This is a genomic window from Pseudomonas edaphica (genome assembly GCF_965277385.1).
Taxonomy (GTDB): domain Bacteria; phylum Pseudomonadota; class Gammaproteobacteria; order Pseudomonadales; family Pseudomonadaceae; genus Aquipseudomonas; species Aquipseudomonas edaphica.
The window spans coordinates 509,768-525,987 of sequence record NZ_OZ255725.1 but is presented as its reverse complement, the minus strand read 5'-3'; the positions used below and the strand labels follow the sequence as shown (position 1 = coordinate 525,987).

Below are 16,220 nucleotides of genomic sequence, written 5' to 3'. Positions count from 1 at the left end.
AGCCTGCGTTCGGCCATCGTGGTTAACGGGGCGCCTCAGATCAAAAGCAGATCAAGATCAAGATCTACAGCACGGCGGCCTGAAAGCCGACCTGAGTGGTTAGATCAAAAGCGAAAAGCGGATTTGCATACACCTGGGATCTGCTTTTCTGTGGGAGCTGGCTTGCCTGCGATGCAGACACCTCGGTGTGTCAGGCAAGCCAGCTCCCACACTGGACCGTGCCGTTTTAGGCCCTCTTCATCTTTTTATGGTCATTTATGGAAAAGTCAAAGTTTCGCAAAATTGGAATGCTCGCGGTATTGGCTGTTGCCATTGGCCTGGTGGTGTACACGGTGCAGGCACCCGCCGATGCGCCGCAGTACCTCACTGCCACGGCTGAGCGCGGTGATATTGAGAATGCGGTGTTGGCCACCGGTTTGCTTGAGGGCATCAAGCAGGTCGATGTTGGCGCGCAGGTGTCGGGGCAGTTGAAGTCGCTCAAGGTCAAGGTCGGCGACAAGGTCAAGAAGGGCCAGTGGCTGGCCGAAATCGACCCGCTGATCCTGCAGAACACCCTGCGCAAGGCCCAGGTGGATGAGGAAAACCTGCAGGCCCAGCGCCGCGCCACGGCGGCGCAGCTCAAGCAGGCCAAGTCGGTGTATGAGCGCTATAAGGGCTTGCAGGTGGATGAGTCGGTATCGCGCCAGGATTTTGAAGACGCCGAGTCCACTTTCCAGGTGCAACAAGCCAACCTGTTGTCGCTGGATGCGCAGATCAAAAGCGCGCATATCCAGATCGATACCGCCAAGGTCAATCTGGCGTACACGCGCATCGTCGCGCCCATTGACGGCGATGTAGTCGGCATCGTCACGCAGGAAGGCCAGACCGTGATCGCCAACCAGTTGGCGCCGGTGCTGCTCAAGCTGGCCGACCTGGACACCATGACCGTCAAGGCCCAGGTGTCGGAGGCCGATGTGATCCATATCAGCCCCGGCCAGCAGGTGTATTTCACTATCCTGGGTGAAGCCGACAAGCGCTACTACGCCAAGCTGCGTGGCACGGAGCCGGCGCCGCAGAACTTTCTCGAAACCCAGACCGCCGGTACGCCCAAGCAGAACACCGCGGTGTTTTACAACGCGCTGTTCGACGTGCCTAACCCGGACCACCGACTGCGCATCGCCATGACCGCCCAGGTGCGTATTGTGCTCGACACTGCCCAGGCGGCCTTGATGGTGCCGGTGGCGGCGCTTGGTGCGCGCAATAACGACGGCACTTACCCGTTACGGGTGCTGGACGCCAAGGGCAAGGCGCTGTCGCGGGATGTGAAGACCGGCATCAATAACAACGTCAAGGTGCAGATCCTGGAGGGCCTGGCCGAGGGCGACAAAGTGGTGATCGGCGACGCCACCCCAGCTGTGGCGGGGAATTGAACCATGACCCAACCCCTGTTGGAGCTCAAGGGCATTACCCGCAGTTTCATGGCTGGCGAGCGCGAGTTCATCGCACTCAAGGGCATCGACCTGACGATTCATGCCGGCGAAATGGTCGCGATCATCGGTGCCTCGGGTTCGGGCAAATCCACCTTGATGAATATCCTAGGCGGCCTGGACTACGCCACCGACGGCAGCTACAAGATCAACGGCATCGAGACCCGCTCGCTGGGCGATGAACAGTTGGCGGAACTGCGCCGGGATTACTTCGGGTTTATCTTCCAGCGCTACCATTTGCTCGCGCACTTGAGCGCCTTGCATAACGTGGAAATGCCGGCGATCTACGCCGGTACGCCCGAGAGCCAACGGCACAGCCGCGCGCGCGACCTGCTTACGCGCCTTGGCCTGGCGGGGCACACCACCCACCGCCCGAGCCAGCTCTCCGGTGGCCAGCAACAGCGCGTAAGTATCGCCCGGGCCTTGATGAATGGCGGTGAGGTGATCCTCGCCGACGAGCCCACCGGCGCCCTCGACACCCACAGCGGCAAGGAGGTGATGCGCATCCTCGCCGAGCTGCACGCGGCCGGGCACACGGTGATTATCGTCACCCACGACCCCAAGGTGGCGGCGAACGCCCAGCGCATTGTCGAGGTGTGTGATGGCGAGATAGTCAGCGACAAGGCCAATGACAGTGTGGGGCTGGAGTTGCCCAGCGAAGCGCCGATTGAGCCCAAGCGCAGCGGCGCTCGGCGCCTGGTGGCGAGCCTGGGGTTGTTCAAGGAGGCCTTCAATATGGCCTGGGTCGCGCTGATTTCCCATCGCATGCGTACCTTGCTGACCATGCTGGGTATTGTCATCGGCATTACCTCGGTGGTGTCGATTTCAGCGATCGGCGAGGGGGCCAAGCGTTATGTGCTCAAGGACATCCAGGCGATTGGCAGCAACACCATCGATATCTTTTCCGGCACCAGTTTCGGCGACAGTCGTGCGTCGGCCATCGAGACGTTGATGCCGTCGGATGTGGAGGCGTTGAATCAACTGTATTACGTCGACAGCGCCACGCCGGTGGTAGGGCGCAACCTGTTGCTGCGCTTTGGCAATATCGACCTGGATGCGCAGGTGAATGGCGTCAGTGATCGGTATTTCAAGGTGAAAGGGCTCAAGCTCGAAGCCGGGATTGCCTTCAGTGAAAGTGATGCGCGGCGTCAGGCGCAGGTGGTGGTGATTGACCACAACACTCGGCATCGCCTGTTCGGGCCGAACGTGGACCCGCTGGGGCAGGTGATCCTGGTTGGGAACCTGCCGTGTACGGTGATCGGGGTGACGGCTGACAATAAAAACATGTTCGCTGCCAGTAAGGCGTTGAACGTGTGGGTACCTTATGAAACGGCGGCGGGGCGGCTGTTGGGGCAGCGGCATCTGGACAGCATTACCGTGCGTATCAAGGATGGGCAGCCGAGCAAGGTGGTGGAAGACAACGTTAACAAGCTGATGCTGCAGCGGCATGGGACCAAGGATTTTTTCACCAATAACCTTGATAGCATCATGCAGACGGTGCAGAAAACCAGCCGCTCCCTGGCGCTGCTGTTGTCGCTGATTGCGGTGATTTCGTTGTTGGTGGGTGGGATTGGGGTGATGAATATCATGCTGGTGTCGGTGACTGAGCGCACCCGTGAGATTGGGATTCGCATGGCGGTGGGGGCGCGGCAGTCGGATATTCGCCAGCAGTTTCTGGTGGAGGCGGTGATGGTGTGTTTGATCGGCGGGGTTATTGGGATTTCGTTGTCTTACGCCATTGGGTATCTGTTTTCGTTGTTTGTGAAGGAGTGGGAGATGGTGTTTTCCGTGGGGTCGATTGTGACGGCGTTTGCGTGTTCGACGTTGATCGGGATTGTGTTTGGTTTTGTGCCGGCACGGAATGCGGCGCGGTTGGACCCGATTGAGGCGCTGGCGCGGGATTGATTGGCTTTTGGTGGCGGTTTGTCGGGGTGTATATCCGTTATTTGGGTAACGGCGGCTTATGGTTCCGCTCTTACAGCGGGTCACTTTTGGCAAACGCCCCAAAAGTAACCAAAAGGTCTGTGCCCCACCACTCGGCACCTCGCTTAGGCTCGGTGTGCCCTCACTCCGGCTTGAATCCGTGGGCCGCCGCGATGGGCCATCCTTGGCCCAGCGCGGCTAACCCGGCGTCCTGCCGGGTTACCCACGGATTCAAGCCTGCGTTCGGCCATCGTGGTTAACGGGGCGCCTCAGATCAAAAGCAGATCAAGATCAAGATCTACAGCACGGCGGCCTGAAAGCCGACCTGAGTGGTTAGATCAAAAGCGAAAAGCGGATTTGCATACACCTGGGATCTGCTTTTCTGTGGGAGCTGGCTTGCCTGCGATGCAGACACCTTGGTGTATCAGGTGCACCGAGTTGATGCCATCGCAGGCAAGCCAGCTCCCACCTTTGACCGAGTATGGCTCTGCTGTTGCTGTTGCTGTTGCTGTTGCTGTTGCTGTTGCTGTTGCTGTTGCTGTTGCTGTTGCTGTTGCTGTTGCTCCGGCCCTTACATCCTTTTCGATGACGAAGTCATCGGTCTTTTGATCTGCGCTTTTGATCTTGATCTGAAATCGCCCCGTCAAACACGATGGCCGGAATCTGACAGTGATTTGGGGGGTAAACCGGCAGGGATGCCGGTTTAGCCGCGCTGGGCCAAGGATGGCCCATCGCGGCGGCCCCCCAAATCACTGGCGGATTGCGGGCATGCCGAGCCACAGCGAGGCACCGAGTGTTGGGGCGAGGACTTTTTGCTTACTTTTTGGTCCTTCAAAAAGTGAGCCGCTGTAAGAGCGGAACCATAGGCAGCCGTTACCGCAGCAACGGATATGTACACCACCAAAAGACAACCCACAGCCTGATCTAGAGAGCCGCGGCTACCCCCTGATCACCCGCATACATCCACCGCAACAACGAATGCCGCCCGCTGATCCCAAGCTTGATCGCCGCCCGCTTGAGGTAACTTTCAATAGTGTTGACCTTCAACGCCAACTGCTCCGCCAACTCCGGTGCAGTCCGCCCGGCCAGCAAACCCACACACACATCCAGTTCTCGATTGGACAAGGTCAACCCCGATTGCACCAGACGTTCTTCAATGCGCCGACGCAAGGTTTCAAGCACTTGATTTTCCGCGATCACAGGCGATCCGCCCTGGCGACACGGCTGGATCGCAGTGATGTGTTTCTCGACCATGGGCAGAAGCAGCGTCGAAAAATCCTCCAGCATGCTGCGTTCCTGTGGCGAAAAACTTTCCGACTGATGCGAGCGATACACCGACAACACATAACGCACATCGTCCTTGCGGCGTGTGAGGTGCAATTGGGCAGCGGGTTGCTCTTCGCCCAGCGCCGTCACCGAGTCGGTGTAGACCGGGCTGATCCGGCGTCGGGTGTGCCCTTCGGCACTGACCTGCAGTTGGGTGATATGGGTGGCGTCCACTGCCAGTTGGGTCAGGATCAAGTCATGCAGCATGCGCGGGAAATGGCGGCTGCCGGTGCTGGCGATGACCTTGCCTATATGAGGGAACAGGTGTGAGTTCATCAGTTCGTCCATGAATGTTGAGTGCAGGTATTCATCCTTATAGCGACGGGGTTTAACAAGGTAACCAATGTGAATAACCTACAGTGATAATGCACCCGCCGAGCACCTATGCTAGTACAGCCAGGGAAATGCATGGGGATCCAATCGGCAAAAAAAACAGATTAAAAACGCATAACGGCGGTCGGACCAGTCCGACCACCGTCTGTAGGAAAGGATTACCTCAACCGTAGGCCCTATTTCACGGCGTGTTCTTCCACCACGGCGCGGCGCGGTGCCGCACGCGTGCATTTGGCCAGGGCCTGGTGGATATCGGCCAACAGGTCGGCAATGTCTTCAAGCCCGACCGACAAACGCACCAGGCCTTCGCTGATGCCGTGCTGCGCGCGTTCTTCGGGGGTGTAGGTGGAGTGGGTCATGCTCGCCGGGTGCTGGGCGAGCGACTCGGCGTCACCCAGGCTGACGGCGCGGGTGAACAGGTTGAGGGCATTCATGAAGCGCCGGCCGGTGTCGATGCCGCCCTTGAGTTCAAACGCGATCATGCCGCCGGACTGCTTCATCTGCCGCGCCGCCAGGGCGTATTGAGGGAAAGAGCGCAGGCCCGGGTAAGTGACCCACTGCACGGCAGGGTGGGCCTGCAAGGCTCCGGCCACCGCCTGGGCGTTGCTGCAATGGCGGTCCATGCGCAGGGCCAGGGTCTTGAGGCCGCGCATCAGCAAGGATGCGTCCTGCGGCGACATCACCGCGCCGGTCAGGTCCTTGAGGCCTTGCAGGCGAATACGTTGCGCCAGGGCCTGGTTGCTCACGGCGATACCGGCGGTGATATCGCCATGGCCGCTGAGGTACTTGGTGGCCGAGTGCACCACCACATCGGCCCCCAGTTCCAGCGGCCGTTGCAGGTAGGGCGTGCAGTAGGTGTTGTCGACCACCACGGTGACATTTGGCTGTTGGTGCGCCAGCTCGGCCACGGCGGCGATGTCCACCAGGCGCAGGTTGGGGTTGGCCGGGGTTTCGCAATAGACCATGCGGGTGGCAGGGGACAATGCCGCGCGCAGGGCGGCCAGGTCGGTGAGGTCGACGTGTCGCACCCGGATGCCGAACTCAGCAAGGCCATGGTGCAGCAGGGCAAAGGTGCAGCCATACAGGGTCTGGCTGACGATCACTTCATCGCCCGGGCGCAGCAGGGTCCAGAACGTTGCGGCAATCGCACCCATGCCGGAGCTGAAGGCCACGGCAGTTTCGCCGTTTTCCAGGGTTGCCATGCGTGATTCCAACAGTGCCAGGGTCGGGTTGGAAATGCGTGTGTAGAAGTGGCCGCTGGCTTCCCCGGCAAAACAGGCAGCGCCATATTCGGCGGTGGGGAACGCGAAGGTGGCAGATAAATAGATCGGCGGTACGAGGGCGCCGTGATGGTCCTTGGGGTCGTAACCGTGGTGGATGGCGCGGGTAGAAAAGCCGAATGTATTGTGTTTGTTGTTCATGTCGGACGCTCCTTATTTCCTACAATGCTATGCTCATAACCAGAGTTGAACATTGCAAAAAACCCAGGAAAATCCCGGATTTCGGGGCGAATAATCGACAAAAACAACAAATAGAGGCACGTTATGCCCGTGAGTCTGGACCGCACCGACAAAGCCCTTTTAAACGCCTTGCAAGGTAATGCCCGCTTGACCGTGGCCGAACTTGCCGACCGCGTCGCCCTGACCACCTCGCCGTGCTGGCGACGGGTGCGCAACCTGGAGGAGAGCGGGGTGATCAGCGGCTATCAGGCGATTCTGTCGCCCAAGGCGCTGGGGTATGGCGTGACGGCGTTTGTCAGCATCATGATGGAAAGCCACACCCAGGAAATCGCCCGGGCATTCGAGCAACGGCTGCTGGAGATCCCCGAAGTTGTCGCCTGCCACAACGTGTCGGGGCGCTATGACTTTTTGCTCGAGGTGGTGGCCAAAGACCTGGAGTCGTTTGGCGAGTTTGCGCGTGAGGTGTTGCAGACGCTGCCGTGTGTTAAAGAAATCTACTCAAGTTTTTCCTATAAGTCGGTGCGGCCTTTACGGGTGATTCCGCTACCGGGCTGAAGCGGCCTCATGCACGCCCTCAGTCGACCTTCAAATACCCGCGTGGCGTGCTGCCGGTCATGCTTTTGAAGAAGGCGATCAACGCGCTGTCGCTGGCAAAGCCCAACTCGAACGCGCAGTAGCCCAGGTTGCGCCCGATGGCGAGCAGTTCGATGGCCCGCATCAGGCGCCACTGCTGGCGCCATTGCTGATAGCCAAGGCCGGTTTCCCGCAGGAAAATCCGGCCGATGGTCTTGGTGCTGGCACCTATCTGTTTTTCCAGGGCTTGCAGGGTCGGCGGTAACCTTTCCAGATCGGCGAGCAAGGGCGCCAGGCGTTTGTCCTGGGGCAAGGGCAGGAGCATCGGTTGTGCGGTGGCCGCCTGGATTTCATCCAGGCACAGCGCCAGCAAATGCGCGTAGCGGCCCGTTTGCCAATCGGTGTCGAAGGGCGCCATCGCTATGGGTTCCAGCACTGCGCGCAGCAATGGGCTGACCTCGATCACCCCCACCTGTGCAGGCAATTGATCGGCCAGTGCCGGGCTCAGATACACCGAGCGATAGTCCACGGTTTTGTGCATCACCGCGCGATGCGGCACGCCGCACGGGATCCACGCGGCGCGCGAAGGCGGCAGCAGGCACAGTTGGTTGTCCAGGGTGATACGGGTGCAGCCTTGGCGCGTGAACAGCAGTTGCCCGCGCTGGTGGCGGTGCAGGCCGGAGTCGTGATCACCGAGCAGGGCGGCAATGCCGATGACCGGCGCTGCCAGGTGGTCGGGATCGAAAGTAGCGTCGGTGGCGAGCCAGGCCATAGGTTGTCCGATTTGATGGGTAAATTGTCAAAGTCTGGATAATACTCCAGTCGACAGTCCTTACACTTCTTGCGCTGTTTCAAGCAAAGGAGTTGGGGATGAAGGTTAAATTTTTTTTGCCACTGACGGTCGCGTTGCTGATGTTCCCGCAACTGGCCCAAACGCTCTACAGCCCAGCGCTGGAAGATATCGGCCGGGCGTTTGCGGTGGGGCCGGAGCGGGCCGGGCAGACGTTGTCGGTGTATTTCCTGGCGTTCGCTTTTGGCGTGGTGGTGTGGGGCCGGCTGTGTGATCGTTGGGGGCGGCGGCCGGTGATGCTGGCCGGGTTGGCTCTGTACGTGGCTGCCTCGGTGCTGGCCTTGGGCATGACCAGCTTCAACGGTTTGCTGCTGGCTCAGGCGTTGGCGGCGTTTGGCGCGGCGGTCGGTTCGGTGGTGACGCAGACCGTGCTGCGTGACCGTTTCAAGGGCGTGCAATTGGCCCAGATATTCTCGCTGATGGGCATTGCCCTGGCCGCCAGCCCGGCCGTGGGCCTGTTCACGGGCGCCAGCCTGGTGCAGTTCTTCGGTTATCGCGGTGTGCTCAGTGGTTTGTTGCTGCTCTCGCTGAGCTTATGGGCGTGGTGCGTGTGGGCGTTGCCCGAGACGCGTCCAGCCTCGATGCCGACGGCCGCGCTGGGCCAGACGTTGCGGTTGCTGCTCAGGGATGCCGGGATCTGGCGTTCGGTGGGGCTGGTGGCGGCGTTCAATATTGCGCTGTTCAGCTATTACAGCGTGGGGCCATTCATCTTTTCGCGGCTGGGTTTGTCTGCCGCCGACTTCGGCTACAGCGGCGTCTTGCTGGCGCTGGGCTCCGGGTGTGGTGCGTGGCTGAACAAGCGACTGCTCAAGCGTGGGGTAAGCGGCGAGCGATTAGTGCTGATCGCCGCCGGTGTCGCAGTGCTGGGTGGCTTGCTGGTCGTGCTGCTGCAACACAGCGGGTTATTTGTCTGGCCGATGTTGCTGGTGGTACTGGCATTCGGCATGGCCATCCCCAATGTGCTGGGGGCCGCGCTGGTGGCCTACGAAGATCGCCTGGGCACTGCCGCCGCGCTGTTTGGTTTGTTGTATTACCTGGTGATCGGCGCCGGGTTGACCCTGGTCGCCAGGGCCCAGGACCTGGGTTGGAGCCTGTTGGTCTGTGGTTTGGCGGCGCTGTGGCTGGCAGCGCCGCGCGGGCTCAGAAGTTGACCGAAGCACTCAGGCGCGCGGTCAATGGCGCGCCCTGGAACAGGTAGTCGTCGCCCAGGTATTCACCGGCATCGCGCCAGTAGCGTTTGTCGAACAGGTTGTCGACGCTGAGGCGAAACACGGTCTCATAGCCGTCGATTTTGGTGGTGTAGCGGCTGCCGACATTCACCACGGCGTAGTCGCCCACTTGCACATTGCCGGTGCGGTTGGCGTACTTCTTGGCGCTGTATTGCACGCCGCCCAGCACGGCCAGCCCATTCATCCACGGCAGGGCGTAATCGGCATACAGGCTGGCGCGCAGTGTGGGGACGTTGATTGCCTGGTGGCCTTCGTAGTCCGGCGTGCCGCTGTTGTTCACCCGGGCGCGAATCGCTGCGACGCTGGTGGCGATCTGCAGACGGTCGGTGGCCCAGCCGTTGGCGGAGAGTTCCAGGCCGGTGTTTTTTTGTTCGCCTTGTTGGACGTAGGTGAATTGACCGGCGCCATCGGGCTTGGCGTATTGGTAGGCTTGACGGGTCTGGAATACGGCGGCGGTGAAACTGATGCGGCGCCAGTCGTATTTCACGCCGGCTTCGATTTGCCGGGACACGGTTGGGGCCAGGGTTTCGCTTTCGTTCTGCGCAAACCACGGCGCTGTGCCGCCCAAGGACAGGCCCTTGCTGTAGCTGGTGTACAGCGAGATATTTTCCACGGGTTTGTAGATCAATGAAGCTTGAGGCAGGAACACGTATTGCTGGGTGTGGCGCGCCTGGTTCCCTTGGTCATCGTAGGCTTTTTCATCCAGGCGTACTTCGCGCCCGCCAATGATGGTTTGCCATTGCTCGTTGAAGCGGATGCGGTCGGTGACGAACAGGCCGTATTGGCGGCTGTCGAGGTTGCGGTGGCTGGGGTACAGCGGCTTGTCGGTAGGTTCGAAGGTCGGTGCGTCTTGGTTGATATTACCGCTGCCGATGTATTCGTTGACGGACTTGCGCTTGTCGATCACCCGTCGAAACGCGCTGGTGCCGAAAGTCAGTTCATGGCCCAGGCTGCCTGTATCGAACAGGCCCGTCATTGCCGCCTGTACTTCATCATCACGGCGGGTGTCGTCGGGGCTGCGGTAGTCGTACACGTCGTAGTCGCCTTCCGGGCTGAAGGTGTTGGCGTTGCAGCTACCGACGTAGTAACAGCCCCAGGCAAACGAGCTGTAATCATCAATCACCACTTTGCTGTGGGCGGCACTGAGGCTGCCTTTCCACTGATCACTGAAGCGGTATTCAAACTTGCCATTGAGGTTCAGCGAATCGATGCCGACCTGATGGGAACCACTCTGGTGCCCCAGCAACTTCTTCGGTGACGCGTCATGGGGCACTTCAGTGCCGCCCAGCAGTTGATAACCCGGCACGGAGCGCTGTTGCTTGTTCTGGTATTCCGCGTCCAGTTGCAGCACCGCGTCGGGGCTGATGTTCCAGTCGAAGGCCAGGGACACAAAATCGCGCTGGCCATCGGCGTGCTCGACATACGAATTGAGGTCTTCGTGGGCGACGTTGGCGCGCAGGCCGAATTGCTGCTCGCTGCCAAACCAGCCACCCACGTCGGTGGCTATGTAACCGCTGCCTCGGTCATCGGTGGACACGGTAACCGAGCGCACATCTTCCGGGCGTTTTGTCACGTAGTTGATCACGCCGCTGGGTTCGGAAATACCGCTTTGCAAACCCGCCAGGCCCTTGAGCACTTCGACCTGCTGCTTGTTTTCCAGGGCGACGTTTTGCTCGCCAGTGATGGTGCGGCCGTTGATTTTGTAGCTGCTCGCGGCGTTCAGTGAGAAGCCGCGGATCACGAAGTTTTCGTAGTAGCCGATGGGGGCGTAGCTGTCGCCTACCGAGGCGTCGTTGCGAAGCACTTCGCTGAGCAGCCGCGCCTGCTGGTCTTTGATCAGTTCGGCGTTGATCACGGTGATTGATGCCGGAGTGTCCAGCAACGGCGCTTCGTTGAAGCCGCCGACCGAGGCGCTGTTAGTGCGATAGCCGGAGTCTTCCTGGCCCTGGACGTTTACCGCCGGTAGTTCGATTTCAGCGGCCATGCTGTTGCCCAGGCTGCTGCTGAGTAGCAGGCCAAGGGCGAAACGTGAGGTAACGACGGGACGAAAACGCACAACCATGGGGGTAGGGCCTTAAAGCGCAGGGCGGGGGGCGCATAAGCTAGGGGGATGTGCTGGGATTTACAAGTTATTGAGAATGGTTGTGTTGTGTTGTGTACATATCCGTTGCTGCGGTAACGGCTGAGTAGGGTTCCGCTCTTACAGCGGGTCACTTTTGGCAAACGCCCGGAATGCCGGCCCAGCCAAAAGTAACCAAAAGGTCTGTGCCCCACCACTCGGCACCTCGCTAATGCTCGGTGTGCCAGAACGAAGGCTTGAATCCGTGGTTAACGGGGCGCCTCAGATCAAAAGCAGAGCACGGCGGCCTGAAAGCCGACCTGAGTGGTTGAAGCAAAAGCCAGATCAAGTCCAAAGCAAACGACTCTCTGAATACACTGAAGAACTGCTTTTCTGTGGGAGCTGGCTTGCCTGCGATGCAGACACCTCGGTACATCAGATTCACAGAGTTGATGCCATCGCAGGCAAGCCAGCTCCCACCTTTGATCGAGTGTGGCTCTGCTGTTGCTGTTGCTGTTGCTCTTACATCCTTTTCGCTGACGAAGTCAGCGGTCTTTTGATCTGCGCTTTTGATCTTGATCTGAAATCGCCCCCCAAATCACTGGCGGATTGCGGGCATGCCGAGCCATAGCGAGGCACCGAGTGTTGGGGTGAGGACCTTTTGGTTACTTTTGACTTGGCCGGCATTCCGGTCCTTGCAAAAGTGACCCGCTGTAAGAGCGCAACCAATAGCCGCCGTTACCTGAATAACGGATATACACCCCTACAATCTCTCAGCAAAAATTGCCCCCGAACCAATCCCAAATGAAGCTTTCATGACAAAAGTTCGGTAGCCCCCACCCACTCCCGTCTTGCCTATGTAACGCGCGGCAGGCGATCAAAAGTCGCCTCCAAAGCCGTCAGCAGGACGCCAGGAGTGGGGCAATGGGAACTATGGAACGTTATTCGAAAGTCGGCATGCAGGAGCTCGATCAGCGCCTGTCGAAGATCGTCGAAGCCGCGCGCAAGAAGCCGGTTTCGGTATACCGCTACGGCGCGCCGTGGGTGTGGATCGTCTCCCAGGACGATTGGCAAGGCGCCTTGAAGGAAGTCTCCAGCTACATTCCGGCGGGCCACTCGCTGGTGTTGTTGCGCCCGCAGATCGACGACGTGCTCGAACAGTACCGCGACTGGCTCCAGCCCGAGCCGGGCATGTTGATCGCGCCGCACACCGTGGTGCACATCCTGTTGCTGCAGCTGCTGTATTCGGTGCCCAGCGAACAGCAACTGCACGAGCAGCTCAATTACAACCTGCTGTTTCGCTGGTTCGTCGGCCTCGACCTGACCCAGAAGGTGTGGAGCCTGCACGCCCTGCAGCGTGACATCGCCAGCCTGCTGAACAACCCGCAGGCGGTGCAATTGATCCAGAAAATCATCGGTGAAGTGTTTTGTGGCGCCTTGCTGCACATGCCGGAGTTCTCACTGAACTTCGCCTTGTTGCACACCTGGCTGGCCCGACACAGCCATCTTTCGACCACCAGCAATTGAGCAGGCCGAACGCCGTGCAATCGGTGAAGGCGCGCAACTTTTTTAGACAACCAGGGGGCAGTGTGGAGCATCTGTTCAAGTCAACGCTGGCGCTGTGCCTGACGCTGGGGGCCTTGGCCCAACCCGCGCTGGCCGAGGAGGAGGGCGCAGCGCGGCGGGTCGACGTCAACGAATATTTCGTGCGCGGCAATACCGTGCTGGATGCGGCGGCCATCGAGGAAGCGGTGTACCCGTTCCTGGGCCCGCAAAAGACGCTCGGTGATATCGAAGGCGCTCGCGATGCGCTGCAAAAGATCTACCAGGCGCGTGGCTATCAGTCGGTGTTTGTGGAGCTGCCGGAGCAGAAGGTCGATGACGGCATCGTCTACCTGCAAGTCAGCGAAACCAAGGTCGGCCGCGTGCGCGTGGTCGGCGCCAAACACTATTCGCCGGTGGAAATTCGCGAAGACGTGCCGGCGCTCAAGGAGGGCGCGGTGCCGGATTTTGCCAGTGTGCAAACCCAGCTCGCCGGGCTTAACCGGGGCGTCGGGCGCCAGGTCACGCCGCTGGTACGCGAAGGCGCGCGGCCAGGCACCATGGACGTGGACCTGCAAGTGGAAGACCAGAACCCCTGGCACGCCAGCATCGGCCTGAACAACGACTACAGCGCCGACACCGAGAAGCTGCGCACGGTGGCGACCCTGGGCTACGACAACCTCTGGCAACTGGGCCACAGCATCTCGCTGACCTACTTCACCGCGCCCCAGGACAGCAGCAATGCCAAGGTCTGGTCGGGTTCCTACAGTGCGCCGCTGGATGAGCGCTGGACCTTGCAGTTCTCCGGCTACCAGTCCGACAGCAACATCGCCACCATCGGCGGCAGCAACGTCTTGGGCAAAGGCCATTCCTACGGTGTGTCGGCGATCTACAACCTGCCGGCCAGTGATAACTGGGCCAATTCGTTCTCCTTCGGCGTGGACTTCAAGGACTTCGACGAGCAGCTCAAATTGGGCAGCAATGCCGACATGGTGCCGCTCAAATATGCGCCGTTCACCTTCGGCTATAACGGCTATCGCTACAGCGAGCAATCGGCCCTCAGCCTGGGCCTGAACCTGGTGGTCGGCACCCGTGCGTTCTTCGGCTACGGCAGCGATGCCCAGGAATTCGAATACAAGCGCTACAAGGCCAGCCCGAGTTTTGCGGTGCTTAAAGGCGACACGACGTACACCTACACCTTCGCCAGTGATTGGCAATCGGCAACCAAGGGCGGTTTCCAACTGGCCTCCGGGCCGCTGGTGTCCAACGAGCAGTATTCCGCCGGTGGTGCCACTTCGGTGCGCGGCTACCTGGCGGCAGAGCGCACGGGGGACGAGGGCCTCCTGTTCTCCCAGGAAATGCGCACGCCCTCATTGGCCAAGTTTCTTGGCAGCTACGTGCAGGAATGGCGCTTCTACGCGTTCGCCGAAGGCGCGCGCCTGCGCCTGCAAAAGCCGTTGGCCGAGCAAGAAGACGAATACAGCCTGGCCAGTGTCGGCCTCGGCACCCGCGCCAGTTTGAGCAAATGGTTATCCGGCAGCCTGGACTGGGGCTACCCGCTGCTCGATGGACCGAACACCCAGAAACAGGACTCGCGACTGCACTTCAGTGTGCAGGCGACTTTCTGACCTTTTCTCCCGGAGACTTCACCATGCAACGCCTATTTCTGAGCCTGTTGATCTGCCTGGGCTTCGCGCTTCCGGCCACCGCCCATGCCTGGTGGCAGGACGATTGGCACTACCGCAAACAGATTACCGTGGACACTACCGCACAAGGCGCGGCCATCAATCAAGCCCTGGGCCGCACCGCGCTGCTGGTGCGTCTGCACACCGGCAACTTCACCTTCGATGGGGTGAAGGAGGATGGCAGTGATCTGCGCTTTGTCAGCGCCGATGACAAGACCGTGTTCAATCACCAGATCGAAAGCTTCGACCCGCTGATGGGCATGGCGCTGATCTGGGTCGACGTGCCCAAGGTCGAAGGCGGCCAGCGCCAGGAAATCTGGATGTACTACGGCAATCAAAAAGCCCCGGCCATCGCCAACGGCCAACTGACCTTCGACCCGAACTACACCGGCGTCTACCATTTTGACGGGGCCAACGGCACCCCGGCCCGGGACACCACGGCCTACAGCAACACCGCGCTGAACGCCACCGGCGCCAGCATTGATGGGGTGATCGGCCGCGCCCTGCAGTTTGGCGGCCAGCCGCTGATGCTGCCGGCCAGCCCATCCCTGCAACACGCCGCCGGCAGTGCATTGACCTTCAGTGCCTGGCTGCGCCTGGACCAGGCCAGTGGCGAGCAAATCGTCCTGGCCCGTCGCGATGGCCCCCACAGCCTGTTGCTGGGCTTGAACCAAGGCACGCCGTTTGTGGAAATCGACGGCCAGCGCGCGGTCTCCACCCAACCGTTGAACCCAGGCCAGTGGCAACACCTGGCGTTCACCGCCGAGGGCGAAAAGGTCGCGCTGTACGTCAATGGCCGCGAAACCGCGAACCTGGCCGTGGCCGTGCCGGCCTTCACTACACAGACGGCGATCGGTGCCGATGTGCCGGAGGCGGGCAGTACGCACCTGCCGTTTGCTGGCGCCATGGATGAGTTGCGCCTCTCGAAAGTGTCGCGCCCGGCTGCGTTGCTGCTGGCCGATGCGAGCGCCCAGGGTGCCGAATCCAAGCTGGTGGCGTATGGCGTGGATGAAGAACAGTCGGGCTTCGGTTTCGGCAGCCTGGGCTTTTTGCTCAAGGCCGTGCCGATTGACGCCTGGGTGATCATCCTGGTGCTGGTGGCGATGATGATTCAGTCGTGGTTCATCATGCTGCGCAAGAACCGTCAGGTCGGCCGCGTGAGCAGTGCCAACGAGATCTTCCGTGAGCACTTTGCGCAGATCGGCACCCGCCTGGAAATGTATGCCGATGACGCCCAACTGGCCGAGCGCCTGGGCCACTCTTCGCTCTGGCGCCTGTACCTGGTGGCGGTCAAGGAGATCCGCACCCGCCGTGCCCAGGGCGCAGATACCTCATCGGTTTCGGCGGCCACCATCGAAGCAATCCGCTGCTCCATGGACGGCGTGCGTACTCGCGAAAACCAGGCCCTGAGCTCCAAATTGTCGACCCTTTCCAATGCCATCGCCGGCGGCCCTTACATCGGTCTGCTGGGTACGGTGCTGGGGATCATGGTGGTGTTCCTCGGCACGGCCATGGCCGGTGACGTGAACATCAATGCCATCGCCCCCGGCATGGCGGCCGCCTTGCTGGCCACGGCCATGGGCCTGTTCGTGGCGATCCCGGCGCTGTTTGGCTACAACCGCCTGATCACGCGCAACAAGGAAGTCAGCGCCGATATGCGCGTATTTGTCGATGAGTTCATCACCCGCCTGGCGGAAATGCACGGCGAGAGCCAGTTCAGTGAAACCGCCCACTCGCGCGGCCACCACGCCTCCGTTCCGGCCTGAGGAGAATC

General features: G+C 60.6%; 12 protein-coding genes. 7 read left to right on the top strand and 5 right to left on the bottom strand.

Annotated features, from left to right (window positions below; translation table 11 throughout):
- Nucleotides 1-257: 257 nt before the first annotated feature.
- Together macA and ACQY47_RS02220 are read left to right on the top strand one after the other, a co-directional pair.
- Entirely contained in the window at nt 258-1,409 is a 1,152-nt protein-coding gene (macA, locus tag ACQY47_RS02225) for a macrolide transporter subunit MacA (protein WP_177032911.1), read from the top strand.
- Between the two features lie 3 nt (nt 1,410-1,412).
- Nucleotides 1,413-3,371 (top strand): MacB family efflux pump subunit, encoded by a 1,959-nt coding sequence (locus ACQY47_RS02220; protein WP_428555207.1) that lies wholly within the window; start codon nt 1,413-1,415, stop codon nt 3,369-3,371.
- Nucleotides 3,372-3,727: 356 nt separating this feature from the next.
- Here the strand turns inward: ACQY47_RS02220 and ACQY47_RS02215 are convergent, their stop codons facing one another.
- The 3 genes from ACQY47_RS02215 to ACQY47_RS02205 all read right to left on the bottom strand — a co-directional run bounded on the left by ACQY47_RS02215 (nt 3,728) and on the right by ACQY47_RS02205 (nt 6,469).
- Nucleotides 3,728-4,036: a hypothetical protein gene (locus ACQY47_RS02215; RefSeq protein ID WP_428555204.1), complete on the bottom strand. Its 309-nt coding sequence runs from the start codon at nt 4,034-4,036 to the stop codon at nt 3,728-3,730.
- A gap of 277 nt (nt 4,037-4,313) precedes the next feature.
- The gene (locus ACQY47_RS02210) at nt 4,314-4,991 is read right to left on the bottom strand and encodes a helix-turn-helix transcriptional regulator (protein ID WP_428555201.1); all 678 of its coding nucleotides are present in this window, start codon (nt 4,989-4,991) and stop codon (nt 4,314-4,316) included.
- Between the two features lie 233 nt (nt 4,992-5,224).
- Nucleotides 5,225-6,469, bottom strand: coding sequence for a methionine gamma-lyase (locus ACQY47_RS02205; RefSeq protein ID WP_428555198.1), 1,245 nt, complete (start codon nt 6,467-6,469; stop codon nt 5,225-5,227).
- 123 nt (nt 6,470-6,592) lie between these two features.
- Between ACQY47_RS02205 and ACQY47_RS02200 the strand changes: the two genes are divergently transcribed.
- Nucleotides 6,593-7,063 (top strand): Lrp/AsnC family transcriptional regulator, encoded by a 471-nt coding sequence (locus ACQY47_RS02200; protein ID WP_017136655.1) that lies wholly within the window; start codon nt 6,593-6,595, stop codon nt 7,061-7,063.
- Between the two features lie 19 nt (nt 7,064-7,082).
- On the opposite strand, the gene ACQY47_RS02195 is transcribed toward ACQY47_RS02200, so the two are convergent.
- Entirely contained in the window at nt 7,083-7,853 is a 771-nt protein-coding gene (locus ACQY47_RS02195; RefSeq protein WP_236448001.1) for an AraC family transcriptional regulator, read from the bottom strand.
- Nucleotides 7,854-7,951: 98 nt separating this feature from the next.
- Between ACQY47_RS02195 and ACQY47_RS02190 the strand changes: the two genes are divergently transcribed.
- Nucleotides 7,952-9,082, top strand: coding sequence for an MFS transporter (locus ACQY47_RS02190; RefSeq protein ID WP_428555193.1), 1,131 nt, complete (start codon nt 7,952-7,954; stop codon nt 9,080-9,082).
- Here the strand turns inward: ACQY47_RS02190 and ACQY47_RS02185 are convergent.
- A complete protein-coding gene (locus ACQY47_RS02185) occupies nt 9,072-11,222 on the bottom strand; it encodes a TonB-dependent siderophore receptor (protein WP_428555190.1) in 2,151 nt (716 codons plus the stop codon). The two genes, ACQY47_RS02190 and ACQY47_RS02185, sit on opposite strands and share 11 nt — an antisense overlap.
- A gap of 930 nt (nt 11,223-12,152) precedes the next feature.
- Between ACQY47_RS02185 and ACQY47_RS02180 the strand changes: the two genes are divergently transcribed.
- The 3 genes from ACQY47_RS02180 (at nt 12,153) to ACQY47_RS02170 (ending at nt 16,212) form a co-directional block, all read left to right on the top strand.
- Complete coding sequence (locus ACQY47_RS02180) at nt 12,153-12,746, top strand: transposase (protein ID WP_017139647.1); 594 nt, start codon at nt 12,153-12,155, stop codon at nt 12,744-12,746.
- A gap of 62 nt (nt 12,747-12,808) precedes the next feature.
- On the top strand, nt 12,809-14,389 hold the full coding sequence (locus tag ACQY47_RS02175; protein ID WP_428555187.1) for a ShlB/FhaC/HecB family hemolysin secretion/activation protein: 1,581 nt from the start codon (nt 12,809-12,811) through the stop codon (nt 14,387-14,389).
- A 23-nt stretch (nt 14,390-14,412) separates the two neighbouring features.
- The gene (locus ACQY47_RS02170) at nt 14,413-16,212 is read left to right on the top strand and encodes a DUF2341 domain-containing protein (protein WP_428555184.1); all 1,800 of its coding nucleotides are present in this window, start codon (nt 14,413-14,415) and stop codon (nt 16,210-16,212) included.
- Nucleotides 16,213-16,220: the final 8 nt, after the last annotated feature.

Coding starts and splice junctions, on each gene's coding strand:
- macA (WP_177032911.1), top strand. CDS start 258: ATGGAAAAGTCAAAGTTTCGCAAAATTGGAATGCTCGCGGTATTGGCT.
- ACQY47_RS02220 (WP_428555207.1), top strand. CDS start 1,413: ATGACCCAACCCCTGTTGGAGCTCAAGGGCATTACCCGCAGTTTCATG.
- ACQY47_RS02210 (WP_428555201.1), bottom strand. CDS start 4,991: ATGAACTCACACCTGTTCCCTCATATAGGCAAGGTCATCGCCAGCACC.
- ACQY47_RS02205 (WP_428555198.1), bottom strand. CDS start 6,469: ATGAACAACAAACACAATACATTCGGCTTTTCTACCCGCGCCATCCAC.
- ACQY47_RS02200 (WP_017136655.1), top strand. CDS start 6,593: ATGCCCGTGAGTCTGGACCGCACCGACAAAGCCCTTTTAAACGCCTTG.
- ACQY47_RS02195 (WP_236448001.1), bottom strand. CDS start 7,853: ATGGCCTGGCTCGCCACCGACGCTACTTTCGATCCCGACCACCTGGCA.
- ACQY47_RS02190 (WP_428555193.1), top strand. CDS start 7,952: ATGAAGGTTAAATTTTTTTTGCCACTGACGGTCGCGTTGCTGATGTTC.
- ACQY47_RS02185 (WP_428555190.1), bottom strand. CDS start 11,222: ATGGTTGTGCGTTTTCGTCCCGTCGTTACCTCACGTTTCGCCCTTGGC.
- ACQY47_RS02180 (WP_017139647.1), top strand. CDS start 12,153: ATGGAACGTTATTCGAAAGTCGGCATGCAGGAGCTCGATCAGCGCCTG.
- ACQY47_RS02170 (WP_428555184.1), top strand. CDS start 14,413: ATGCAACGCCTATTTCTGAGCCTGTTGATCTGCCTGGGCTTCGCGCTT.